This window comes from Bacillus sp. FSL K6-2839 (genome assembly GCF_038003365.1).
Classification (GTDB): domain Bacteria; phylum Bacillota; class Bacilli; order Bacillales; family Bacillaceae; genus Bacillus.
In genome coordinates this window covers 980,376-1,002,797 of the sequence record NZ_JBBOOZ010000001.1, presented here as the reverse complement: position 1 = coordinate 1,002,797, position 22,422 = coordinate 980,376, and the positions used below count along the sequence as shown (strand labels likewise).

General features: G+C 41.4%; 23 protein-coding genes. 10 read left to right on the top strand and 13 right to left on the bottom strand.

What is annotated here, in order from left to right:
- Positions 1 to 172 precede the first annotated feature (172 nt).
- The gene (locus MHH26_RS04845; protein WP_095285103.1) at positions 173 to 808 is read left to right on the top strand and encodes a DUF1054 domain-containing protein; all 636 of its coding nucleotides are present in this window, start codon (positions 173 to 175) and stop codon (positions 806 to 808) included.
- A 32-nt stretch (positions 809 to 840) separates the two neighbouring features.
- Here the strand turns inward: MHH26_RS04845 and MHH26_RS04840 are convergent, their stop codons facing one another.
- Complete coding sequence (locus tag MHH26_RS04840) at positions 841 to 1,110, bottom strand: UPF0223 family protein (protein ID WP_060596166.1); 270 nt, start codon at positions 1,108 to 1,110, stop codon at positions 841 to 843.
- A gap of 190 nt (positions 1,111 to 1,300) precedes the next feature.
- Here MHH26_RS04840 and MHH26_RS04835 point away from each other — a divergent pair, with 190 nt between their 5' ends.
- Complete coding sequence (locus MHH26_RS04835) at positions 1,301 to 2,773, top strand: aminotransferase class I/II-fold pyridoxal phosphate-dependent enzyme (protein WP_340972623.1); 1,473 nt, start codon at positions 1,301 to 1,303, stop codon at positions 2,771 to 2,773.
- Between the two features lie 43 nt (positions 2,774 to 2,816).
- Here MHH26_RS04835 and MHH26_RS04830 read toward each other — a convergent pair whose 3' ends face one another.
- The gene (locus tag MHH26_RS04830) at positions 2,817 to 2,936 is read right to left on the bottom strand and encodes a GapA-binding peptide SR1P (protein ID WP_003212464.1); all 120 of its coding nucleotides are present in this window, start codon (positions 2,934 to 2,936) and stop codon (positions 2,817 to 2,819) included.
- 316 nt (positions 2,937 to 3,252) lie between these two features.
- On the opposite strand from MHH26_RS04830, the gene MHH26_RS04825 reads away from it, so the two are divergent.
- Positions 3,253 to 3,633, top strand: a complete 381-nt coding sequence (locus tag MHH26_RS04825) for a hypothetical protein (RefSeq protein ID WP_223251442.1) — start codon at positions 3,253 to 3,255, stop codon at positions 3,631 to 3,633.
- A gap of 118 nt (positions 3,634 to 3,751) precedes the next feature.
- Here the strand turns inward: MHH26_RS04825 and lpdA are convergent, their stop codons facing one another.
- The 5 genes from lpdA to MHH26_RS04800 form a co-directional block, all read right to left on the bottom strand.
- Positions 3,752 to 5,164, bottom strand: coding sequence for a dihydrolipoyl dehydrogenase (gene lpdA / locus MHH26_RS04820; RefSeq protein ID WP_034662665.1), 1,413 nt, complete (start codon positions 5,162 to 5,164; stop codon positions 3,752 to 3,754).
- Between the two features lie 4 nt (positions 5,165 to 5,168).
- Complete coding sequence (locus tag MHH26_RS04815) at positions 5,169 to 6,509, bottom strand: dihydrolipoamide acetyltransferase family protein (protein WP_024426891.1); 1,341 nt, start codon at positions 6,507 to 6,509, stop codon at positions 5,169 to 5,171.
- A 107-nt stretch (positions 6,510 to 6,616) separates the two neighbouring features.
- The gene (gene pdhB, locus MHH26_RS04810) at positions 6,617 to 7,594 is read right to left on the bottom strand and encodes a pyruvate dehydrogenase complex E1 component subunit beta (protein WP_012009824.1); all 978 of its coding nucleotides are present in this window, start codon (positions 7,592 to 7,594) and stop codon (positions 6,617 to 6,619) included.
- A 3-nt stretch (positions 7,595 to 7,597) separates the two neighbouring features.
- Positions 7,598 to 8,713, bottom strand: a complete 1,116-nt coding sequence (gene pdhA / locus MHH26_RS04805; protein ID WP_060596162.1) for a pyruvate dehydrogenase (acetyl-transferring) E1 component subunit alpha — start codon at positions 8,711 to 8,713, stop codon at positions 7,598 to 7,600.
- A 410-nt stretch (positions 8,714 to 9,123) separates the two neighbouring features.
- Complete coding sequence (locus tag MHH26_RS04800) at positions 9,124 to 9,792, bottom strand: YkyA family protein (protein ID WP_307499563.1); 669 nt, start codon at positions 9,790 to 9,792, stop codon at positions 9,124 to 9,126.
- Positions 9,793 to 10,026: 234 nt separating this feature from the next.
- On the opposite strand from MHH26_RS04800, the gene MHH26_RS04795 reads away from it, so the two are divergent.
- Positions 10,027 to 10,218 (top strand): YjcZ family sporulation protein, encoded by a 192-nt coding sequence (locus tag MHH26_RS04795; RefSeq protein ID WP_106030973.1) that lies wholly within the window; start codon positions 10,027 to 10,029, stop codon positions 10,216 to 10,218.
- A 112-nt stretch (positions 10,219 to 10,330) separates the two neighbouring features.
- Entirely contained in the window at positions 10,331 to 10,888 is a 558-nt protein-coding gene (def, locus tag MHH26_RS04790) for a peptide deformylase (RefSeq protein WP_340972619.1), read from the top strand.
- A 39-nt stretch (positions 10,889 to 10,927) separates the two neighbouring features.
- Here def and MHH26_RS04785 read toward each other — a convergent pair whose 3' ends face one another.
- A complete protein-coding gene (locus tag MHH26_RS04785; RefSeq protein WP_034662673.1) occupies positions 10,928 to 11,707 on the bottom strand; it encodes a Cof-type HAD-IIB family hydrolase in 780 nt (259 codons plus the stop codon).
- 395 nt (positions 11,708 to 12,102) lie between these two features.
- Between MHH26_RS04785 and MHH26_RS04780 the strand changes: the two genes are divergently transcribed.
- On the top strand, positions 12,103 to 12,312 hold the full coding sequence (locus MHH26_RS04780; RefSeq protein ID WP_003211882.1) for a DNA-dependent RNA polymerase subunit epsilon: 210 nt from the start codon (positions 12,103 to 12,105) through the stop codon (positions 12,310 to 12,312).
- 5 nt (positions 12,313 to 12,317) lie between these two features.
- On the top strand, positions 12,318 to 13,985 hold the full coding sequence (rnjA, locus tag MHH26_RS04775) for a ribonuclease J1 (protein WP_012009818.1): 1,668 nt from the start codon (positions 12,318 to 12,320) through the stop codon (positions 13,983 to 13,985).
- A gap of 101 nt (positions 13,986 to 14,086) precedes the next feature.
- Here rnjA and ade read toward each other — a convergent pair whose 3' ends face one another.
- The 5 genes from ade to MHH26_RS04750 all read right to left on the bottom strand — a co-directional run bounded on the left by ade (position 14,087) and on the right by MHH26_RS04750 (position 19,360).
- Positions 14,087 to 15,817 (bottom strand): adenine deaminase, encoded by a 1,731-nt coding sequence (gene ade, locus MHH26_RS04770; RefSeq protein ID WP_034662678.1) that lies wholly within the window; start codon positions 15,815 to 15,817, stop codon positions 14,087 to 14,089.
- 262 nt (positions 15,818 to 16,079) lie between these two features.
- Positions 16,080 to 16,748, bottom strand: coding sequence for a potassium channel family protein (locus MHH26_RS04765; RefSeq protein WP_034662681.1), 669 nt, complete (start codon positions 16,746 to 16,748; stop codon positions 16,080 to 16,082).
- Positions 16,749 to 16,785: 37 nt separating this feature from the next.
- Positions 16,786 to 17,622: a gamma-glutamylcyclotransferase gene (locus tag MHH26_RS04760; RefSeq protein WP_340972615.1), complete on the bottom strand. Its 837-nt coding sequence runs from the start codon at positions 17,620 to 17,622 to the stop codon at positions 16,786 to 16,788.
- A gap of 4 nt (positions 17,623 to 17,626) precedes the next feature.
- On the bottom strand, positions 17,627 to 18,937 hold the full coding sequence (locus tag MHH26_RS04755; RefSeq protein ID WP_106030784.1) for an ATP-binding protein: 1,311 nt from the start codon (positions 18,935 to 18,937) through the stop codon (positions 17,627 to 17,629).
- A gap of 144 nt (positions 18,938 to 19,081) precedes the next feature.
- Positions 19,082 to 19,360, bottom strand: a complete 279-nt coding sequence (locus MHH26_RS04750) for an AbrB/MazE/SpoVT family DNA-binding domain-containing protein (RefSeq protein ID WP_034662686.1) — start codon at positions 19,358 to 19,360, stop codon at positions 19,082 to 19,084.
- A gap of 275 nt (positions 19,361 to 19,635) precedes the next feature.
- Here MHH26_RS04750 and mreBH point away from each other — a divergent pair, with 275 nt between their 5' ends.
- From mreBH to MHH26_RS04735, 3 genes are all read left to right on the top strand, one after another.
- Positions 19,636 to 20,643 (top strand): rod-share determining protein MreBH, encoded by a 1,008-nt coding sequence (gene mreBH / locus MHH26_RS04745; protein WP_060596160.1) that lies wholly within the window; start codon positions 19,636 to 19,638, stop codon positions 20,641 to 20,643.
- Positions 20,644 to 20,717: 74 nt separating this feature from the next.
- Positions 20,718 to 20,849 carry a protein YkpC gene (locus MHH26_RS04740; RefSeq protein WP_003210922.1) on the top strand — a complete coding sequence of 44 codons (132 nt, stop codon included), beginning with the start codon at positions 20,718 to 20,720 and terminating at the stop codon, positions 20,847 to 20,849.
- Between the two features lie 107 nt (positions 20,850 to 20,956).
- Positions 20,957 to 22,189 carry an aminopeptidase gene (locus MHH26_RS04735; RefSeq protein ID WP_340972609.1) on the top strand — a complete coding sequence of 411 codons (1,233 nt, stop codon included), beginning with the start codon at positions 20,957 to 20,959 and terminating at the stop codon, positions 22,187 to 22,189.
- Positions 22,190 to 22,422: the final 233 nt, after the last annotated feature.

Below are 22,422 nucleotides of genomic sequence, written 5' to 3'. Positions count from 1 at the left end.
CAACGACATTCTAAAAATTGTGTCTTTACCTATTTGTTATGTACCACAAAATCGTTGTTTTTAAACGCTGCCCTATTTCCTCTACAATCTTTGATCTGTTGGTGCATCTTTTTTTGAGCTTAACCCAAGCTATGATAAAATATGATCAGCGAAAGAATACAGGAGGCATAATATGAGTGAAATGCGTTTTAGAGATGAAGATTTTGAGACATTTACAGTTGACGGTTTAGATGAACGAATGACCGTATTAAAAGAAAGAGTCCGTCCAAAGCTTGAGGCACTTGGTGAACACTTTGCACCACTTCTTTCTTCTATTACAGGAGACGAAATGTTTGTACACGTCGCAAAGCATGCTAGAAGATCAGTCAATCCGCCAAATGATACGTGGGTTGCTTTTGCAAACAGCAAGCGTGGGTATAAAAAACTCCCTCATTTTCAAATTGGGCTTTGGAAAACTCATGTCTTTGTATGGTTTGCGCTCATTTATGAATCTCCTGTGAAAGGCGAGTATGGTCAGCTATTCGAAAAAGAACTAGACACCATTCAGAAGAAAATACCGCAAGATTTTGTTTGGTCTAAAGACCATATGAAACCAGATGTCATGCGTCACAGCGAGCTCGATGCAGAACAGCTGAAAACGCTGTTTGAACGTGTCCAAACGGTGAAAAAAGCCGAACTCCTTTGCGGCATTCAGCTGCCTAGAGAAGAAGTCGTTCAAATGAATAATGAAGAATTCTTATCAAAAATTGAAGATGCCTTCCGCACGTTGACTTATCTATACCGCTTTACACAAAAAGAATCTGTATAAAAAAAACGAGCCCCATGCAGGCTCGTTTTTTCTTACATACGTATAACGGCTGTCTCTTCTGCCTCTCTTGCAGATTTCACTGTACGATAAGGAGAATACCCGCTTTCCTTTTCAAACGCTGCACAATGCGTCTTTTCTTCTGCTTTTGATGGCACAACCTCTTTAAATCGTTTATAAGTATCTAATAACTCCTGCTTCGCAATTCCTTTTTCATAGGCTTTTTCAACAGCTTGAAAAAACGAAATAACGGCAATCTTTTCCTCTGTCGTCCAGTCGACATCCATTGGATATTGATATTCCATTTACTTGTCCCTCACTTTAACACTCATTTCTTATTTGAACTTTTATTATAGCATCTGTTCGATCAGAAACCGATTGATTTTATGCTTTACATTCCGATCAGTTCATAATATAATTCTTTTGTTTTATGCAATGAAATCTGCCGTTATTGGCACAATAATAGCAGGTATTTCGATGAAGGTGGGAAAGCAATTGTCACAACATGATACACCCTTATACACTGGACTAAAAAAGCATGCAGCAACCAATCCAGTCCAATTTCACATTCCAGGCCATAAAAAAGGAGCCGGAATGGACCCTGAATTTAGAGCATTCATTGGCGACAATGCATTAAGCATTGATCTCATTAATATAGAACCTCTCGATGATTTACATTCACCTCGAGGGATGATAAAAGAAGCACAGGAGCTCGCTGCTGAAGCATTCGGTGCTGACCATACATTTTTCTCCATTCAAGGAACAAGCGGCGCCATCATGACAATGGTGATGACCGTATGCGGACCTGGAGATAAAATCATCATTCCGCGCAATGTCCATAAATCGATTATGTCCGCCATTGTATTTTCTGGCGCAGTTCCTGTTTTTATTCACCCAGAAATAGACAAAGAGCTTGGCATCTCTCACGGCATTACACCAGAATCAGCGAAAAAGGCGCTCAAGGAGCACCCAGATGCAAAAGGTCTGCTTGTGATTAATCCGACGTATTTTGGGGTTTCAGCAGACTTAAAATCGATTGTAGACATTGCCCATTCATTTCATGTGCCTGTCCTTGTCGATGAAGCACACGGCGTGCATATTCATTTTCACGATGAGCTTCCACTATCTGCGATGCAGGCAGGTGCCGACATGGCAGCAACGAGTGTCCATAAACTCGGCGGTTCCCTTACCCAGAGCTCTATTTTAAATATGAAGGAAGGGCTTGTCTCAAAAGATCGCGTACAATCGATTTTGAGCATGCTGACGACAACGTCTACTTCTTATTTGCTCTTGGCGTCACTTGATGTCGCTCGAAAGCGATTAGCCACTGAAGGAAAGGCACTTGCAGATGAAGCCATCCGTTTGGCTGAATCAGCGAGAAACCGTTTGAACCAAATTGATGGCATTACGTGTATTGGCAAGGAAATACTCGGTTCAGCTTCTACGTACGATTATGACCCAACGAAATTAATTATCTCAATTAAAGACCTTGGGCTAAATGGCCATGATGTCGAAAAATGGCTGAGAGAAAGCTACCGGATTGAAGTGGAGCTCTCTGACCTTTACAACATTTTATGTATTGTGACCCCTGGTGATTCTGATGAAACAATCGATACGCTTATAACGGCTATGAAGGAAATTGCCGCAACCTCTACAAGTGAGAGCGGCACACAAGCGGTCACAGAAGTCCTGCTGCCTGAGATTCCATCGCTTGCCATGACGCCGCGTGACGCCTTTTACGCCACAACAAAAGTGGTTCCGTTTAAAGAAGCAGCGGGCCGCATCATCGCAGAGTTTGTTATGGTGTACCCGCCAGGCATTCCTATTTTTATACCAGGAGAAATTATCACAGAAGAAAATATCTCATATATCTTTAAAAACATAGAAATTGGTCTCCCTGTCCAAGGACCAGAAGATTCAACGCTTGAAATGATCCGTGTGATTAAAGAACAAAAACCAATTTTATAAAAAAGAAACATGCAGCTCCATTTGGGGCTGCATGCTTTTTTATTTATTCAGAGGCTTCATCACAGCAATGACAGTGACCACACGTTCCGTATAGCGTTGTCACTTTTTCATTTTCAAATTGATCAATGGTTTCATTGCAATCTTGACAAATAATTGTACCCACGTACATTCCCCTTTTCTTCATTCATAATTTGAAAGCGTTTAATCTATTTCATATCTCTATAATATGATGTCACATTTAAGTTGTCAACGGTTAATTGTATGACACATTTAAATATTTTTTATGATTATGTGCTTTTTTCTCATCATATTGAGGGAACGTTTCAATTGTATTTTGCTTCATATCAATTCTGTAACAATTGAGTAACAATCGAAAATTGTCAAAAAGGACATGATACACTAGAGTGACTAACAGGTAACCAGCTCCTAAAAATGTTGGGACAACCCCAAAGGATTTTGAGGTGAATAGATTGAATTTTATGAGGTCACTTCTCATTATATTCCCCATGCTCTTTGTACTTAGTTCATGCTCATTTGCGTATATCATACCGAATCAGACCGACCAAGTCAGTCATATTCAGAAACCAAGAATTCTCTTTTTTACAGATGCAGAAAATCTTGATAAAGAAAGTCCTTATTATGATGCAGTCCTCGATTTAAAGAATGAATATCCGAAGGAAATGTCAAAGATGATTGTGAAAGAAGATCGTAAAGGCTGGAAAAATGAAGTAGACGAATTGCCGGCTATTTTACTTGTAAATAATGAAAAAGTCATTGTGAAGGTTGAAGGAAATGTCAGCAGCAAAGAGGATATTTTATCGCCCTTATGCCACGCTTTAGACCGCGTGAATACAAATTAATGGCCTAACCTTGCACTTATATATCCATATGAAAAAGCCCCTCATCTCATGAGGGGTTTTTCATATGGGAGCGCTCAAAAAAACCCTCTCCATCAAGGAGAGGGTTTTAATAGGTTCATTATTTTACGATATGAATTGGGCTTCCAATTGCTACTTCAGCCGTTTCCATTGTAATTTCACCTAAAGTTGGATGAGCATGAATTGTCATTGCGATATCTTCAGCAGTCACTCCAGCTTCGATTGCAAGGCTAAGCTCTGAAATCATATCAGAAGCGCCAACACCTGCGATTTGTGCACCGATAACAAGACCATCCTCTTTACGAGTGATCATTTTCATGAAGCCATCAGTTGCATCAAGAGAAAGTGCACGTCCGTTCGCTGCGAATGGGAATTTCGCTGCAACGATTTCGATTCCTTCTTCTTTTGCTTCTGCTTCTGTGTACCCAACAGTTGCAAGTTCTGGCTCAGAGAATACAACAGCAGGAATACCAAGGTAATCAATTTCAGCTGGCTCTCCAGCGATTGCTTCAGCTGCAATTTTACCTTCGTAAGAAGCTTTGTGTGCAAGTGGTGGTCCATCAACGATGTCACCAATTGCATAGATGTTAGATACGCTTGTACGGCATTGTTTGTCTGTTTTGACAACTCCACGGTCAGTCAATTCAACACCAACTTGCTCAAGACCAAGCTCATCCGTGTTTGGACGACGACCAACTGTAACAAGTACGTAATCAGCATCAACTGTTTTTTCTTCACCTTTTACTTCGAAAGTAACAGTGACACCATCAGATTTTTCTTCAACGCCTTTTGCAAGAGCGTTTGTATGGATTTCAACGTTTCCTTTTTTCTTCAGGTTACGTTTAACCAATGAGCTCATTTGCTTTTCGAAACCTGGAAGGATTTCGTCTCCACCTTCAAGGATGACAACTTCTGTTCCAAAGTTTGCATAAGCAGTTCCAAGCTCAGTACCGATATATCCACCACCGATGACAACTAACTTTTTAGGTACTTCTTTAAGCGCCAAAGCACCAGTTGAGTTGATCACGCGGTCTGTGTATTTAAAAGTAGGCAATTCAATTGGACGAGATCCAGTTGCAAGAATTGCATTTTTGAAAGTGTAAGTCTGTGCTGAATTTTCATCCATTACACGTACAGAGTTGCTGTCTACGAAATAAGCTTCACCTTTAACGATGTCTACTTTATTTCCTTTAAGAAGACCTTGAACTCCACCTGTTAATTTGTTAACAACAGAAGCTTTCCACTCTTGAACTTTTGTGAAATCAACTGTTACGTTTTCAGCTTTGATACCCATGTCTTCAGAATGCTTAGCATTTTCGAAACGATGGCCAGCATTGATTAATGCTTTTGAAGGAATACAGCCAACGTTTAGACATACACCGCCAAGTGTTCCTTTTTCAACGATTGTTACTTTTTGTCCAAGCTGTGCAGCACGAATAGCAGCTACATATCCACCAGGACCTGCACCGATGACAAGAGTATCTGTTTCGATTGGGAAATCTCCTACTACCATGACATTACGCCTCCATTAAAATTAATTGTGGATCATTCAATAAACGCTTGATGTGGTTAAGGGCATTTTGCGCAGTAGCTCCGTCGATCATACGGTGGTCAAAGCTAAGGGAAAGAGCTAAGACTGGAGCTGCAACGATTTCGCCATCACGAACAACCGCTTTTTCAGCGATACGGCCAATACCAAGGATCGCTACTTCTGGGTGGTTGATGACTGGAGTAAACCATTGTCCACCAGCAGAACCGATGTTTGTGATTGTGCAAGATGCACCTTTCATTTCAGCTGGAGCCAGTTTACCATCACGTGCTTTTGTTGCAAGCTCATTGATTTCGTTAGACACTTCGAAAATTGCTTTGCGATCTGCATTTTTCACAACTGGAACGAGCAGGCCTTTTTCAGTGTCAGCTGCAATTCCGATGTTGTAGTAATGCTTTTGAACAACTTCATCTGTTTTATCATCGATAGAAGTGTTAAGTACTGGGTACTTTTTCAAAGCAGAAGTTAGAGCTTTTACAACGTAAGGCAAGTAAGTTAACTTGATTCCTTGATCAGCTGCAACTTGTTTGAATTGTTTACGATGTGCAACAAGGTTCGTTACATCAACTTCATCCATTAATGTTACGTGAGGAGCTGTATGCTTAGAGTTCACCATTGCTTTCGCGATCGCTTTGCGGATGCCGCTCATTTTCTCGCGAGTTTCTGGGAATTCTCCTTCAAGAACTGGAGCTGCTGCCGCTTTTGGAGCTGCTTCTTCTTTCGCACTTTCAGCTGCTTGAGGTGCTGCTTCTTGAGCTGCAGAACCACCATTAACGAAGCTGTCGATATCTTCTTTTAACACACGGCCGTTTTTACCAGAACCTGCAACTTTGTAAATTTCAACGCCTTTTTCGCGAGCATATTTACGTACAGATGGCATAGCGATGACGCGTTTGTTTGGATCAGCATCTACTTGCTCTTGTGCGCCTGCACCAGTTGCTGCTGCCGCTTCTTCTTGTGCCACTTCTTTCTTCTCTGGCTCGTTACCAGCTTCAGCAGTACCTTGTACTTGAGCTTCAGTTTTTGCTTCGCCTTCTTCTTCGCTGCCTTTAAATTGAAGATTTTCGTAACCAGGTGCATCAAACGTAATGATTGTTTGTCCTACTGTTGCAACTGTTCCCTCTTCAACTTTTAATTCTAATACTTTTCCTTTAACAGGTGAAGGAATTTCTACAACTGCTTTATCGTTTTGTACCTCTGCTAAAACGTCATCTTCATTGATTTCGTCGTTTGGTTTTACAAACCACTTAACGATCTCACCTTCGTGGATACCTTCTCCGATGTCCGGAAGTTTAAATTCAAATGCCACTGTTTTTCGCCTCCTAGATTTTGTTGAATCCTTGTTGTGTATATTTACACGGTCATGTAATTGATAAAGGGGAAGAGAAATAAATTCTTTTCCCCTCTGTCATTTAATTAAAATTCAAGAACTTTCTTAGCTGTTTCAAGCACGTCTTTATGGTTTGGAAGCCATACGCTCTCAGCTTGAGAGAAAGCAAATACAGTATCAGGTGCAGCTACACGAAGTACTGGTGCTTCTAGGCTAAGGATTGCTCTGTCATTGATTTCAGCTACTACGTTTGCAGCAATACCAGCTTGTTTTTGTGCTTCTTGAACAACGATCGCACGACCTGTTTTTTCAACAGAAGCGATGATTGTTTCAATATCAAGCGGGCTTACTGTACGAAGGTCGATCACTTCAGCAGAAACGCCTTCTTTTTCAAGTTCTTCAGCAGCTTTAAGTGATTCGTGAACCATTGCACCATAAGTGATGATTGAAAGGTCAGAACCTTCACGTTTCACGTCAGCTTTACCGATTTCAATTGTGTACTCTTCTTCAGGAACTTCCTGACGGAAAGAGCGATAAAGTTTCATATGCTCAAGGAACACAACCGGATCGTTGTCGCGGATTGCAGAAATTAATAGTCCTTTTGCATCGTAAGGTGTTGAAGGAATGACAACCTTGATACCAGGCTGTTGTGCGATAAGACCTTCTAAGCTGTCAGCATGAAGCTCAGGAGTATGAACCCCTCCACCGAATGGAGAACGGATTGTCACTGGAGAATGCCAGCGTCCGCCAGAACGGTAACGCATACGAGCCATTTGTCCAGAAACAGAATCTAATACTTCGTAAACGAATCCGAAGAATTGAATTTCCATTACTGGGCGGAATTCTTGTAGTCCAAGGCCAATTGCAAGACCGCCAATACCAGATTCAGCAAGTGGAGTATCGAATACACGATCCTCACCAAACTCTTTTTGCAATCCTTCAGTCGCACGGAATACGCCGCCGTTTTTACCAACGTCTTCTCCGAAAACGAGAACGTTTTCGTCATTTTTCAGTTCTGTGCGTAACGCATCAGTGATCGCTTGAATCATTGTCATTTGCGCCATGGCTTACTTCGACTCCTTCTGTTTGTAAATTTCAAGCTGTTCAACTAAGTTGAATGGTTTCACATCGTACATGTTTTCAATCAAGTCAGTGACTTTTTGCTTAGGCTGTTCGTCAGCTTCTTTGATCGCTTGTTTGATTTGTTCTTTTGCATCTTCGATGACTTTATTCTCTTCTTCTTCAGACCATAGGCCTTTGTTTTCCAAGAATCTGCGGTAGCGTACCAATGGATCTTTTTGCTCCCACTCATTTTCATCTTCTTTTGTACGATATCTTGTTGGATCGTCACCAGCCATTGTATGTGGACCGTAACGGAATGTAAGAGTTTCGATTAATGTTGGACCTTCGCCATTTACAGCACGCTCACGAGCTTCAGCAGTTGCTGCATATACAGCTAATGCATCCATACCGTCAACTTGTACGCCTACGATACCAGCTGCAGCTGCTTTTTGTGCAATTGTTTGTGCAGCAGATTGCTTCTCAACAGGTGTAGAGATCGCATATCTGTTGTTTTGGACAACAAAAATCGCTGGCGCTTTGTAAGCCCCTGCAAAGTTGATACCTTCGTAGAAATCACCTTGTGAAGCTCCGCCATCACCAGTGTAAGTGATTGCAACAGCATTTTTACCGCGCTTTTTCAAACCAAGAGCTACACCAGCAGCTTGAATGATTTGTGCACCGATAATGATTTGTGGAGAAAGTGCATTCACATCTTCAGGCATTTGGTTACCAACAAAGTGTCCACGAGAGAACAAGAACGCTTTTGTTAATGGAAGGCCATGCCAGATTAATTGTGGTACATCACGATATCCTGGAAGAATGAAATCTTCTTTCTCAAGTGCAAAGTGAGTTGCAAGCTGAGAAGCCTCTTGTCCAGCTGTAGGCGCATAGAAGCCAAGACGTCCTTGACGGTTCAATGAAATTGAACGTTGATCTAATACACGTGTAAACACCATACGGCGCATTAATTCTTTTAATTGGTCATCTGAGAGATCCGGCATTGCCGCTTCGTTTACGACTTCGCCTTTTTCGTTTAAAATTTGAAACGTTTCAAACTGCTTTTTGATGGCATCAAATTGCTTTTTGCTATCAACAATTGCTTTTTTTGTTTTTGCAGCCATTCTAAAGTCACCTCTTCCTTTCTTTTAACAGTCAATTTGTCGTGAATCCATTTATACATACAGATATAGGATAACCCAAAATACTCATATGACTCCTGTATTTAATAGCCACTAGGATCGTTGTCGAAACATTGAATGATCGCTCGTTTTTGAGTTCTTCTAACTGTATTAACGATAGTTCACAAAAAACTAATACAACTTCTGTTAACAAGGACTAGTTTACAACAAGAAAAATAGTCCGTCAATTGATTTAACGGCTTTATTTAAATAAATGTATTCGCTTTACTTTTTATGGTGAGCTGTATCAATCTGTTTAACAAACACCTCAAACTGTACTAGTATAGAGTATACTACTGTACTACAATAGAAAATGTTTGTTTTTGTCGAAAAATAAAAAAAGAGCTGTTTTTTCAGCTCTTTTGGGGCTCTTGATCTGCCGCTTTATACAAAGCCTGTTTATGCTCATTCAATTGCTTTGTATATTGATTGAACTTCTTACCTTCTTTTCTGACTTTGCTATAAGAACGGTTCACCGTCTTCAGCTTGGATTTCAACTCTTCATATCCTAAGTCCTTCTTCTTTATAGATTGATACAAATGCTGATCTTGTTTCAGCGCCTTTTGATATTCCTTGTAAAGCTGGTCATACGACGCATATCTTTTCTCAAGCGATTTGACCGTTTCATCTGCTTTTTCTTTTAAATCCGTATCTTTTATACGTCCGGCAGATTCCTTTACCGTTTTCAATTCTTTTTTCGATTCATCCATGCTGTCTTTTTCTGTTTTTAAATGTTCTTTTCGTTTCGCTGCAGATGCTAACGCCTGATCAGAAAGGCTTGACACTGTTTTTGTATGATCTTTTGTGGTTTGAATCATTTTTGTATAGAGCTGCTGCTCTTTTTTCTCATAGCTTTGCAGTGTACCTTGCTCTTTTTCAAAGGATGCCTCTTTTTCGCTCATTTTCGTCATCGCATCTTGCATGTCATGAAATGGACTTTGACCTCCGCATCCCGCCAGCAAAAGGGTACATATCCCCGCTAAAGCAGCACATGCTTTCATGCTTCTTCTCATCTGTCTCATCACAAGGTTCCCCCTTTACATCTCCACATACCACTATAATTTTTATAGGCGCTTGTGACAAGGAAAGAGGTCATCCTGATGAGCCGGAGAAGATTTTTTTCAAGTGATAGGCGCATGACTATACAAATAGTGCATTCATACATAGTTTATATTACACGCTTCGCCTTCACTTCTGAGAGGCCGAGTGTATTTCCAAAGGAGGTCAAAAGTATGTCTAATTATAGTCATGGAAGTATGTATGGTGGATACGGCGGTCACGGGTATGGATACGGTGGTGGATATGGCGGTGGCTGTTGTTACCCAAGTTATGGCGGTGGCTACGGATACGGCGGAGGACGGACATTCGCTTTAATCGTTGTCCTTTTCATCCTATTAATCATCGTTGGCGCAGCATTCTTAGGCGGCGGCGGTGGCGGCTGCTGCTAATGGCTGTTTAAGCCTCTGACCGGTCTCATAGGACCGGTCTTCTTTATTTCATTGCATATGTTGTGTATCATTTTATATACTTTACATACAAAGGAAATAGGAGTGAAGATTTGTGATTACCATGGAAGATATCGTACGGGACGGACATCCCGTCTTAAGACAAACAGCTGAAGCGGTCGAGCTCCCGCCGACAGAAGAGGAAAAACAGCAATTAGCTAACATGATTGAATTCGTCAAAAATAGTCAGGATGCTGACATGGCTGAAAAGTATGGACTCAGACCCGGCGTTGGACTAGCAGCTCCGCAAATTAATATCAGTAAACGGATGATCGCTGTTCACTGTGAGGACGAAGATGGAGAGGAATACAGCTATGCCCTTTTCAACCCGCGCATTGTCAGTCACTCGGTCAAAAGAGCTTATTTAGCTACTGGTGAAGGCTGCTTATCTGTTGATGAAGCCATTCCTGGATTTGTCCCTCGATATCAAAAGATCAGGGTGAAGGCCACAACGCTTGAAGGAGAAGACATTGATATTCGCCTAAAAGGGTTCCCGGCCATTGTTTTTCAGCATGAAATCGACCATTTAAACGGCATTATGTTTTATGATCATATTCAAAAGGATCAGCCCTTCGCTGAGCCAGACAACTCTGTTGAGATCGGCAGATCATAAAATAAAAAGAAGACCCATTAGCCTAAGGGTCTTCTTTTTTTACTCTTCAATAAGGCCTAGATGAGTCACTGCATGGAATATGCCGTCTTCATCTACTGGCTTTGTCACAAAATCAGCCAAATCTTTTAATTCATTCACAGCATTACCCATGGCAACGCCAGTTCCAGCAAATGAAATCATCTCTCGATCGTTCAGACCGTCTCCAAAGGCAACGGTATCCTTTTGATCATAAGGCAGCCTTTCGATGACTCGTTTAATGCCTTCAGCCTTCGACCCGCCTTTTGGCAGGACATCTGTTGACAGCTCGTGCCATCTGACAAGATCAATTTCTTCGCGGAACGCCTCGTATTGGACTTCCTCTTCAGCCTTACAGAATAACAGCATTTGAAAAATCTCGTTTTCTTTAAAGTAAGACAAATCATGCTCAGGATGCTCTGTTTTTAAAGTCCCAATCCCCTCATGGATAAACGGATGATTTGGCACAGAAGCCTTCATCGTTTTTTCCCCCATGAATACAAGCGGATGATCATGACGATCCGCCGTTTCATAAATTTGCTCCATCAGTTCCAGTTTCAGCGGATTGCCGTAAATGACCTCTCCCTCATACATGACATACTGACCGTTATAAGCAATAAAGGAGTCAAGCCCTAATTCCTCTAAAATAGGCTGAATCAAAAAAGGCGAACGCCCAGATGCAATAAAGAGATGATGGCCTTTTTCTTTTAATAAGCGAACCGCTCGCTTCGTTGATTCAGGTATTTTTTTATCATGATCATATAAAGTACCGTCGATATCAAAGAAGATGACTTTTTTATTCATATCCCGTCTCCTGTCTCTTGTTATGTATACCCACTCCCTTTCATCATACAGAAAGATTTCCGCTTTCGAAACCACTTCCTATGAAAACGCCTATTTCCCACATATAACCATGTAACATTCAATGGAATCGTCATATAATACAAGTATAAAGAGAGAACGGAATACATGGTCTAATCTGACTTCAAACCGAAAGGAGGCGACCTGTGATGCTTCGTCGTCTGCGCAAGAAAATTAGAAGACAATGGAAGGACATGCTTCGTAAAAAATCGATCGCTTAAAAGGATCTTCCGCACATTTGCCGAAGGTCCTTTTTTCTCAGAGACTTTTCTTATGCGCGTTTTTTTAATATAATAGAATTAGCGAGTGTAACATACGGTATTTAAGGAGAGATTTGGATGATATATAAGGTATTTTTTCAGGCAAGTACTACTGAGGTACCTGTAAGAGAACACACAGATTCACTATACGTTGAAGCGGTTTCTGAAAGAGACGTACGCGATAAGTTGAAAAAACATAGCTACAACATTGAATTCATTCAGCCTGTAGACGGTGCTTTTTTAGACTATGAACGAGAAAGTGAAAATTTTAAAGTATTGGAGCTATGAGAGGAATGAAATTTGTTAAAAACGATCAGGCGGCAGTTTTTGCGCTCGGCGGTTTAGGCGAGATCGGTAAAAACACGTATGGCGTTCAATTTCAAGATGAAATCATTTTAATTGATGCTGGTATTAAGTTCCCTGAAGATGAGCTTCTTGGAATTGACTACGTCATCCCTGACTATACGTACTTAGTTAAAAACGAAGATAAAATCAAAGGTCTTTTCATCACTCACGGACATGAAGACCACATCGGCGGTATCCCTTACCTTCTCAAGCAAGTGAATATTCCAGTTTACGGCGGCAAACTCGCAATCGGCCTACTTCGTAATAAATTGGAAGAGCACGGCCTCTTGAGACAAACAAAACTTCACATTTTTGAAGAAGAAGATACCATTAAATTTAGAAAAACAGCTGTGTCTTTCTTTAGAACAACACACAGTATTCCAGATTCTTATGGAATTGTCGTGAAGACGCCTCCTGGTAACATCGTACATACAGGTGATTTCAAGTTTGACTTTACGCCTGTTGGCGAGCCTGCCAACTTAACAAAAATGGCTGAAATCGGGAAAGAAGGCGTTCTATGTCTTTTATCCGATAGTACAAACAGTGAAATTCCAGAATTTACGATGTCTGAAAGACGCGTAGGCGAAAGCATTGATGACATCTTTAGAAAAGTCGACGGACGTATCATCTTTGCTACGTTTGCTTCAAACATTCACAGACTTCAGCAAGTCATTGAGTCCGCTGTTGCCAACGGCCGAAAAGTTGCTGTGTTTGGACGCAGTATGGAGTCTGCCATTGATATTGGACAAGATCTTGGCTACATTAAATGTCCGAAAAACACGTTTATTGAACATAATGAAATCAACCGTCTACCAGCAAACAAAGTGACCATTCTTTGTACTGGGAGCCAAGGTGAACCGATGGCTGCTCTTTCACGTATTGCAAACGGCACTCACCGCCAGATTTCGATTAATCCTGGAGACACTGTTGTCTTCTCATCTTCACCGATTCCGGGTAACAATATTAGCGTAAGCCGCACCATTAACCAGCTTTATCGTGCTGGCGCTGAGGTCATTCATGGCTCACTCAATAATATTCATACATCTGGTCACGGAGGACAAGAAGAACAAAAGCTGATGCTCCGTTTAATTAAACCAAAATTCTTTATGCCGATTCACGGTGAATACCGCATGCAAAAAACGCATATTAAACTTGCGAATGATTGCGGAATTCCTGAGGAAAACTGCTTTATCATGGATAACGGTGAAGTTCTTGCACTAAAAGGTGACGAAGCAAGTGTCGCTGGCAAAATTCCATCAGGTAACGTGTATATCGACGGAAGCGGAATTGGCGATATCGGGAATATCGTCTTAAGAGACCGCCGCATTCTTTCAGAAGAAGGTCTTGTCATTGTGGTCGTCAGCATGGACATGAAAGAATTCAAAATCTCTGCTGGTCCTGATCTCATCTCAAGAGGCTTTGTCTACATGAGAGAATCTGGAGACCTCATCAACGACGCACAAGATTTGATTTCAAAGCATCTTGAAAAAGTAATGGAACGTAAGACAACTCAGTGGTCAGAAATTAAGAACGAAATTACGGACACACTTGCACCTTTCCTTTATGAAAAAACAAGACGCCGCCCAATGATCTTACCGATTATTATGGAAGTGTAATAACAAAAAGAGACACGAGCCGACTGGCTGTGTCTCTTTTTTTCATCAAGCATTGAAAAAAACCGCACATATACAAGGTATACATGCAGTTTCTCATTCTTTTATGATTGAATTGGGAGGTGCTGAAAGCTTCTGACATCAAACAAGCCCTTTGTTGTCATTTTCACATCAGGAATGACTGGAAGTGCCAAGAAGGACAGCGTCAAAAACGGATTAAAGTCTAAGGAAAAACCAGTTTCTTTTAGTGCTTCATGGAGTTCATGGAGGCTTTCATTGACGAGATGTGCCGGCTGATCTGACAATAAACCGGAGATCGGTAATGGCAGCGTATGAAGAGACTGGCCTTCTTTGACAACGGTCAAACCGCCGCCTGCTTCTTTTAACGCTTCAATCGCTTTAATAATATCGGCATCATTTGTGCCAACTGCAATTAAGTTATGTGAATCATGTGCAACCGTTGTTGCAATCGCGCCCTGTTTGATGCCGAAGCCGCTGACAATCCCTACCCCCATTTCAGATAAACCTTGATGACGTTCGACAAGCACCATTTTTAATACATCTCTCTCTGTATCACTTGTAAATTGTCCGTTCGTTTCTGAAGGAGTGACTTGTTCTAACTTTGTTTCAAGCTGATTCGGAATAATACGGATGACATTCATTTTTTGATCGTCTGTGATAGGCAGTGCAATATCTTGCTCTTGAACGTCTACTGCATGAACAGATTGTAATAATGCTGGGCTCGGTGCAATCTTTTCGACACTCGGTTTGTACTCTCCATGCTGCGCAACCAATTCTCCCGCAATAAATACGCTTGAGATGTCTACATGATGAAGGTCTGAGACGAGCATAAAATCAGCATCATAGCCTGGTGCAATGGCTCCCTTTGTTTTAAGACCAAAACACTCTGCGGCATTTAAGCTTCCCATTTGATAGGCTAAAAATGGATCTAAGCCTGCTTTTATGGACATCCGTACTTGCTCATCAATACTTCCCTGCGCCATTAAATCATCTAAATGTTTATCATCTGTACAAAAGAAAAAACGTCTCGCATTCTTCTCATTCACAGCAGGTAAAACATTTTTCACGTTTTTGGCAACAGATCCCTCTCTCAACATGACATACATGCCCCTTTTCACACGTTCAAGGGCTTCCTCTGCTGTTGTCACCTCATGGTCTGTTTGGACATTGGCCGTCCGGTAGACGTTTATTAATCGGTCTGTTAAGCCTGCTAGATGGCCATCAATTAATTTATTCTCGTTTTGAGCATCAAGCAGCTTTTGAAGCATATCTTCTTCTGCCTGCTCCACACCGACATAGTCCATCACCTCAGCAAGACCAAGCACTTCCTTCTCTTGATAAAGGGGCTTTAAATCTTTCGCTTTTAATATAGCACCTGATCGTTCAAAACTGACTGCTGGTACACAGGATGGCAGCATGAAATAAATATGTAAGGCAGCTTTTCTCGCTTCTTCCAGCATAAAACGGATGCCTGTTATACCTGACACATTGGCGATTTCATGCGGGTCTGTTACGACAGTTGTCACACCGTGCGGAACGACAGCTTTGGAGAATTCAGCAGGGGTGACCATAGAGGACTCGATATGAACGTGGCCATCAATAAAACCAGGTACAAGCATTTGACCTGCTGCATCCAGCTCCTGTTCTCCCTCGTACTCCCCTATCCCGACTATTTGTCCATTTTCAACAGCGACATCAGCGTCTATCCATTCCTGGTTAAACACATCCATGACTTTCGCATGTTTAATCACGAGGGCTGCTTTTTTTCTCTTTGCTGCTACCTCAATTTGATGTCTGAAAAGCTCCTTATCCAACGACACTGCCTCCTCCAAGTAAACAATATAATGTTTCTTATCGTAAACGAATCTGTTTGCCCAGTCAATGACATTTAGAGAAAATCAACCATCTCAAAACACTGTTTTTTATTTCTGAATAGTGATAATTGCACGAAAAATATGATGACTCATTTTTGAGGTTATACATGAACAAAGCAACCCTTTTCAGTGTCTATTTCCGTCTCAATGTCCACCTGTCATGTACATATTCATATAAAAAAACACCCCGTCATCGGAGTGTTTAATAATCGTTCTGCATTTCTCGTTTTTCAAAGCGTCCTATATCGGCTACTGCCCCTATGACAATGAGGATATCTTCTTTTTGAATCATTTCATCTGCCAGAGGGGAAACGATGACTTCTTTTCCGCGCTTAATCGCCACAATGTTGATGCCGTATCTTGCCCGAATATCAAGATCTAAAAGAGAATGCCCCGCAAGCCTGTTGTTTGCAACAATCTCAATCAGGCTGTACTCATCTGACAGCTCGAGGTAATCGAGCACGTTATTTGAAATAATTTTATGTGCAATTCGTCTGCCCATATCTCGCTCTGGATGAACGATGCGATCCGCTCCAATTTTGTTGAGCACCTTTTCATGGTAGTCATTTTGCGCTTTCACGGTGACCATTTTGACGCCAAGCTCTTTCAGCATAATCGTTGTTAAAATACTTGCCTGAATGTTTTCGCCAATTGCAACGATGACATGATCAAAATTACGAATACCAAGATTTTTTAAAACGGATTCGTCGGTCGAATCGCCAATGACCGCGTGTGAGGCAATTTTCGCGTATTCGTTCACTCGATCTTCATTCATATCCATGGCCATGACTTCAAGTCCTTCTTCGCTCAGCGCCTTGCAAATACTTCCGCCAAAGCGTCCAAGACCAATGACTGCATATTCCTTTTTCATGTTCAGACTCCTTTTATCTCACTTAACATGCATTTTACTACGGTTTGATTAATGAATCCATATGCGAACGAATTTTTTTACGGAACGCTTCACTTAAGTAAAGGTCTGCTCCTTTTTCAATTTCACTGCGATAATGAGCTGGCGGAGCGATTTCTTCGCTCTTTTGAAGCACAAGAAAGGTTAAACAGTTCTCATAAATTTGATCACCTATTTTGACATCGACAAAAGCTGGACGATATGTACCTTCATATACTCCTTCTCGTTTATACAAATAACGAATGGCATCAAAAGGAACTTCATATAAAACACCCTCTGTTTCGCCGCCGTCTTCTACCATATCAGCTCTTGATCCATCTGGCCTCACCAATGTAAATCTCGTGGTAAAACCGCTTAGTACTCCTCCGCCGATGATTTGTTTGAAGTGATGATCGACTTCTGCCAGCTTAAATCTTGCATCATCCATACAGGAGCCATAGGCAAAATAATAGAAGGATGACGGCTTCTGCTGCCACAGTCTATAAGCTTTCCAGCTCCCTCTCTTTATTGCTTTCAGCGCTGATGCCTTCTGCTCTGGCAAAGTGTATGTCATGGCTGCTACCTGACCTTGATCCGTCATGACATTGATTTCCTGCTTGTCATACCCTTCCTCTAGTACGTCTATCTTATTCAACGTGTCAACAGTCACCTCGTACAATTCCCCGTATACAGTGCCTTTTTCTGAGTGGACGCACGCTGGATATCCTTGACCTGTATCGTAGATCCTTCCACTCATCCAAGCTGATTTAGCTAATAGCCTGCTTTCCTTCATGTACGCTTCGTGGTGCTCTTCATGCTGCAATAGCGTCCCATATACAAATAAAGCTTTCATCGTCATGACTTCACGTCCTCTCAACTTGCTGCTGTCTGCTTTTTTGACACACAGGCAAATAGATTTGAAAAGCTGTGCCTTTTCCAAGCTCACTGGATACGTCCATTCTTCCTTGATGATCTTTTAAAATCGTCGCACAGATGGTCAAACCAAGCCCTGTCCCTTCTTTTTTCGTTGAAAAGAAAGGATCATATATTTTTTGAATATCCTCTTCAGACATCCCATTTCCTTCATCTTGAATGGTAATCTTCCATTCATTCAATACTTTTTCTGTAGATATGTATATGCTGCCACCTTCTGGCATTGCCTCAATCGCATTTTTAATTAAATTAATGAACAGCTGCTTCATTTGGTTAGCGTCTGCTAGGATTGCACCGGCATCCTGCTTTTTAAATGGCTGTTTGAGATCAATATTTGAAAGAACGGCATTTGTTTTTAATAAGGTAATCACCTGTTCTAGTAGCTCATGAAGCTGGACTTCTTGAAAATGGACCGCTTGAGGCTTAGCCAATACAAGCAGCTCACTTAAAACAAAATCAATCCGTTTAATTTCGGAAAAGATAATGTCAAAATAATCGGTTCTTTCAGGATATTGTGTCTTCATCAGCTGCAAAAAGCCATTTACTGATGTCAGTGGATTTCTGACTTCATGCGCGATTCCAGCGGCTATTTGTCCTGCAACAGCCAGCTTTTGCGCCTGCATTTGCAATTGCTGGTTGGATCTTTCAAGCTCAAGCTTTGCCTGCTTTTGTTTCGTAATATCAGCAACCGTTCCAATCCCTCCAGTAAACTGGTGATGCTCATCAAAATAGAGCTTGTAATGAACGTCTCCCCATACCTTCTTTCCCTCTTTATGGAGAAGCTGCAGTTCTACCCGCCCCGCATCCTTATGCTCCTTGATCACAGATAACAAATGCTGGACCACGCGCTCCTCTTGATCAAAGTACTGATTGTACATCGTGCCTAGACATTCCTCTATGTCATAGCCTGTCATTTGTGTCCATGCTTGATTTAAGAAAATAATTTCACCTTTTTCGTTTGTTTCAAAGACGATTTCTTGCAAGTTATCTGTGATTCGATTCAGCCGCTCTGTCAGTTCGTGTGCTTCTTTCTCTCTCGTATTTAAGTCTGACACAAGTAGGTTTAAGCGGTCTACATAGCCTGAGACAACCCAGATCCCTGTTAAAACCAAGACTGTAAAGGCTAGATCGAGCGGCCAATTAATTTGATAGCCGCCTAGATAATAAAAGAAATCCCAGCTTAAAATTAAAATAAATGCAAGAACAGATAACACGATCCGCACTTGATATGTTTTGTTCAAATGATTCCACCTGCCGCCCTGAGATTCTTTGTCAATTGTACCATTTTCCACTTATTTTTTGAGGGTGATGGGGCATTTTTAAGGAACTTTTCCAGAAAAAAATAGCCTGTTCTCAGCACAAAGGAAGAGAGCAGGCTATTTTAATTACTGCTGAAGAGCTTCTTGCAGCTCTTTTAACAGTAGTTCTGCGCCTTCAGCGCTTAATGTAATTTGACCATTTCCATAATCATGGTTCTCCGATGTAATCTCACCAGTCATGAGGCAAACGCCCTCTGGCTGGTATTTTTTCAAGACGATTTTCTCCCCATCTATAAAAAATTCCATACTGTCTTTAATAGCAATATCAAGTGCTCTTCTTAATTCGATTGGCATCACAATACGCCCTAGTTCGTCTACTTTTCTTACGACTCCGATAGATTTCAATTTCGTTCCCTCTTTCTTTCATTAGCTCAAGATCAATCTGTTTTGCACCAATTGATATATCGTAGACGTAAGAGATTCTCAAAAGGTTTCTCCTCTATAAAAATTTTTTCATAAAAGAAAAAACAAAGGGAAAATTTATTGTGATTGTCAAAATGATACTTGAATTTTACAAGTTCATTTCAAGGTCATCACAAACCCCCACAAATGACATCAACCCTCTGAACTTTTAAATGTAAAATTGTTTAAAACAGCAAAAATAGAGATTGGGTGAAAACATGTTTCAAAATGCCGAAATTGGAATTGATTTAGGAACAGCTAACATATTGGTTTATAGTAAAAATAAGGGAATTATTTTAAATGAACCGTCCGTCGTGGCAGTCGATACAGAAACAAAAACTGTACTTGCAGTCGGAGCAGAAGCAAAAGAAATGATTGGGAAAACACCTGGTAAAATTGTGGCGATCCGTCCGATGAAAGACGGTGTCATCGCTGATTATGATATGACAACAGATTTACTCAAACAAATCATGAAAAAAGCAGGGAAAAATATCGGGTTTACCTTCAGAAAACCAACGGTCGTAGTATGTACACCTTCTGGTTCAACAGCTGTTGAACGCCGTGCCATCAGTGATGCTGTGAAAAATTGCGGTGCAAAGCACGTGCATTTAATTGAAGAACCTGTTGCAGCTGCAATCGGCGCTGATCTCCCGGTAGATGAGCCTGTTGCAAACGTCGTGGTCGATATTGGCGGAGGAACAACGGAAGTTGCCATCATTTCGTTTGGCGGCGTTGTCTCTTGTCATTCCATTCGAATTGGCGGAGATCAACTAGATGAAGATATCATTACGTTTGTCCGAAAGAAATATAATCTATTAATCGGCGAGCGGACAGCCGAGCAGGTTAAAATGGAAATTGGTTATGGTCTCATTGAGCATGAGCCGGAATCATTAGAAGTACGTGGACGTGATCTGGTGACAGGTCTTCCAAAAACGATCACACTTGAATCTCATGAAATTCAAGGTGCCATGCGAGAATCACTTCTTCATATTTTAGAGGCGATTCGTGCCACATTAGAGGACAGCCCTCCAGAGCTTAGTGGTGACATTGTAGACCGCGGCGTGATCTTAACTGGCGGCGGCGCTTTGTTAAATGGGATTCAAGAATGGCTCTCACAGGAGATTGTCGTTCCAGTTCATATTGCAGCAAATCCACTTGAATCTGTCGCAATCGGAACAGGTCGTTCACTAGAAGTCATTCATAAATTGCAAAAAACATTAAAATAATCTTCTTGTTCTACTTCTTTTTTTATCATTTCGATCATATCGTGAGAAATGGATAAACATGAAGGAGGAAGAACATGTTGCTTGATTTAGGTAAACGGGTCGTTGTCACAGTTATTTTAACGGGTATTATTTTAGGAGGAATGAGCCTGTCGTTTTCACATATGCCCCCTTCTAATGCACAGCCTGTGAAACAACTGAACCGCTAAAAAAGCCGCACGAAAGCGGCTTTTTTATTTTGGCTTGAAACGTGCTCCCCATTTTCCTTTTCGGTCTTAAATCTGATATGATGAACATGACTAAAGGAGGGTTTTTTATGAGTACATTTGAAAAACAACTAGATCAATATGCGAAGACGATCGTTGAAGTCGGTGTGAATGTTCAAAAAGAACAGGAAGTCGTCGTATCAGCATCTACTGAATCTGCAGACCTTGTTCGTCTTGTGGCAAAACATGCGTATGAGCGCGGGGCGAAAAACGTACATATCCGCTGGAGTGATGGTATTCTTGCCCGTTTAAAATATGAACATGCACCGCAGGATGTGTTTGAGCAATTCCCAGAATGGGAAGCACAGATGATGGAAACCATCGCAAAACGCGGTGGCGCTTTTATCACGATCTTGTCAGAAAGCCCTGACCTTCTGCGAGGCATTGACTCGAAAAAAATCGCTGCACAGCAAAAGGCCGCTGGATCAGCCCTTCATACATATCGCCAATACGTTCAATCAGACAAAGTTGCTTGGACGGTCGTAGGCGCCGCATCAAAAGAATGGGCGAAAAAGATTTTCCCTGACCAGACAGATGAAGAAGCTGTCGCTTTATTATGGGATCAAATCTTTAGAGTCGCACGCGCTGATCAAGCAGATCCTGTTGAAGCTTGGAAAAAGCACGATGAGTCACTAAATGAAAAGGTCAAAATACTAAATGAGCGCCACTACCACAAGCTGCATTATGATGCCCCTGGCACAGATTTAACGATTGAGCTCCCAGAGCAGCACATTTGGGTAGGTGCCGGCAGCGTGAGTGAGCGCGGCGTCTCTTTCATGGCCAACATGCCGACAGAAGAAGTCTTTACCGTACCTAAAAAAGACGGTGTAAATGGGACTGTCTCAAGCACAAAACCGCTCAGCTATGCAGGAAATATCATTGATGAATTTACATTAACGTTTGAAAATGGCCGAATTGTCAATGTGAAAGCGAAGGAAGGCGAAGACATTTTAACTTCGCTCGTTGAAACAGATGAAGGCTCCCATTATCTAGGTGAGGTTGCTCTCGTACCAGATGATTCACCAATCTCAAACTCGAATATTCTCTATTACAATACCCTTTATGATGAAAATGCATCGAATCACCTTGCCATCGGCAGCGGGTATGCGTTCAATATCGAAGGCGGAAAAGAGATGAATCGTGAAGAATTGGAAGCAGCTGGTGTGAACAACAGTATTACACACGTCGATTTCATGATTGGTTCAAAGGAAATGAATATTGATGGCATTACAAAAGACGGAAAACGCGAACCGATCTTCCGTAATGGAAACTGGGCGATTTAATCAAAAAAAGACATCCGCTTTTGGATGTCTCAGATTGTTGACAAAGTGCTAAAATGATTTTTATTTTAGCACTTTGTCTTCTTTTCAGCGTGATAGAAAACCTTTGAAGTCTAGGAAGGGCGAGCACTGGCGCGGAGCGAATTTAACATTCGTGAGCACCAGCGCGCAGACCTGACAACGAATGCGAGGGTTTGTCTACACGCTGAGACATCCACTTTTGGATGTCTTTTCTT

Bases quoted from the DNA above. Each gene is read 5' to 3' on its own strand.
- MHH26_RS04845 (WP_095285103.1), top strand. From the start codon at position 173: ATGAGTGAAATGCGTTTTAGAGATGAAGATTTTGAGACATTTACAGTT.
- MHH26_RS04840 (WP_060596166.1), bottom strand. From the start codon at position 1,110: ATGGAATATCAATATCCAATGGATGTCGACTGGACGACAGAGGAAAAG.
- MHH26_RS04825 (WP_223251442.1), top strand. From the start codon at position 3,253: ATGAGGTCACTTCTCATTATATTCCCCATGCTCTTTGTACTTAGTTCA.
- lpdA (WP_034662665.1), bottom strand. From the start codon at position 5,164: ATGGTAGTAGGAGATTTCCCAATCGAAACAGATACTCTTGTCATCGGT.
- pdhB (WP_012009824.1), bottom strand. From the start codon at position 7,594: ATGGCGCAAATGACAATGATTCAAGCGATCACTGATGCGTTACGCACA.
- pdhA (WP_060596162.1), bottom strand. From the start codon at position 8,713: ATGGCTGCAAAAACAAAAAAAGCAATTGTTGATAGCAAAAAGCAATTT.
- MHH26_RS04800 (WP_307499563.1), bottom strand. From the start codon at position 9,792: ATGAGACAGATGAGAAGAAGCATGAAAGCATGTGCTGCTTTAGCGGGG.
- MHH26_RS04795 (WP_106030973.1), top strand. From the start codon at position 10,027: ATGTATGGTGGATACGGCGGTCACGGGTATGGATACGGTGGTGGATAT.
- MHH26_RS04785 (WP_034662673.1), bottom strand. From the start codon at position 11,707: ATGAATAAAAAAGTCATCTTCTTTGATATCGACGGTACTTTATATGAT.
- MHH26_RS04780 (WP_003211882.1), top strand. From the start codon at position 12,103: ATGATATATAAGGTATTTTTTCAGGCAAGTACTACTGAGGTACCTGTA.
- rnjA (WP_012009818.1), top strand. From the start codon at position 12,318: ATGAAATTTGTTAAAAACGATCAGGCGGCAGTTTTTGCGCTCGGCGGT.
- MHH26_RS04765 (WP_034662681.1), bottom strand. From the start codon at position 16,748: ATGAAAAAGGAATATGCAGTCATTGGTCTTGGACGCTTTGGCGGAAGT.
- MHH26_RS04760 (WP_340972615.1), bottom strand. From the start codon at position 17,622: ATGACGATGAAAGCTTTATTTGTATATGGGACGCTATTGCAGCATGAA.
- mreBH (WP_060596160.1), top strand. From the start codon at position 19,636: ATGTTTCAAAATGCCGAAATTGGAATTGATTTAGGAACAGCTAACATA.
- MHH26_RS04740 (WP_003210922.1), top strand. From the start codon at position 20,718: ATGTTGCTTGATTTAGGTAAACGGGTCGTTGTCACAGTTATTTTAACG.
- MHH26_RS04735 (WP_340972609.1), top strand. From the start codon at position 20,957: ATGAGTACATTTGAAAAACAACTAGATCAATATGCGAAGACGATCGTT.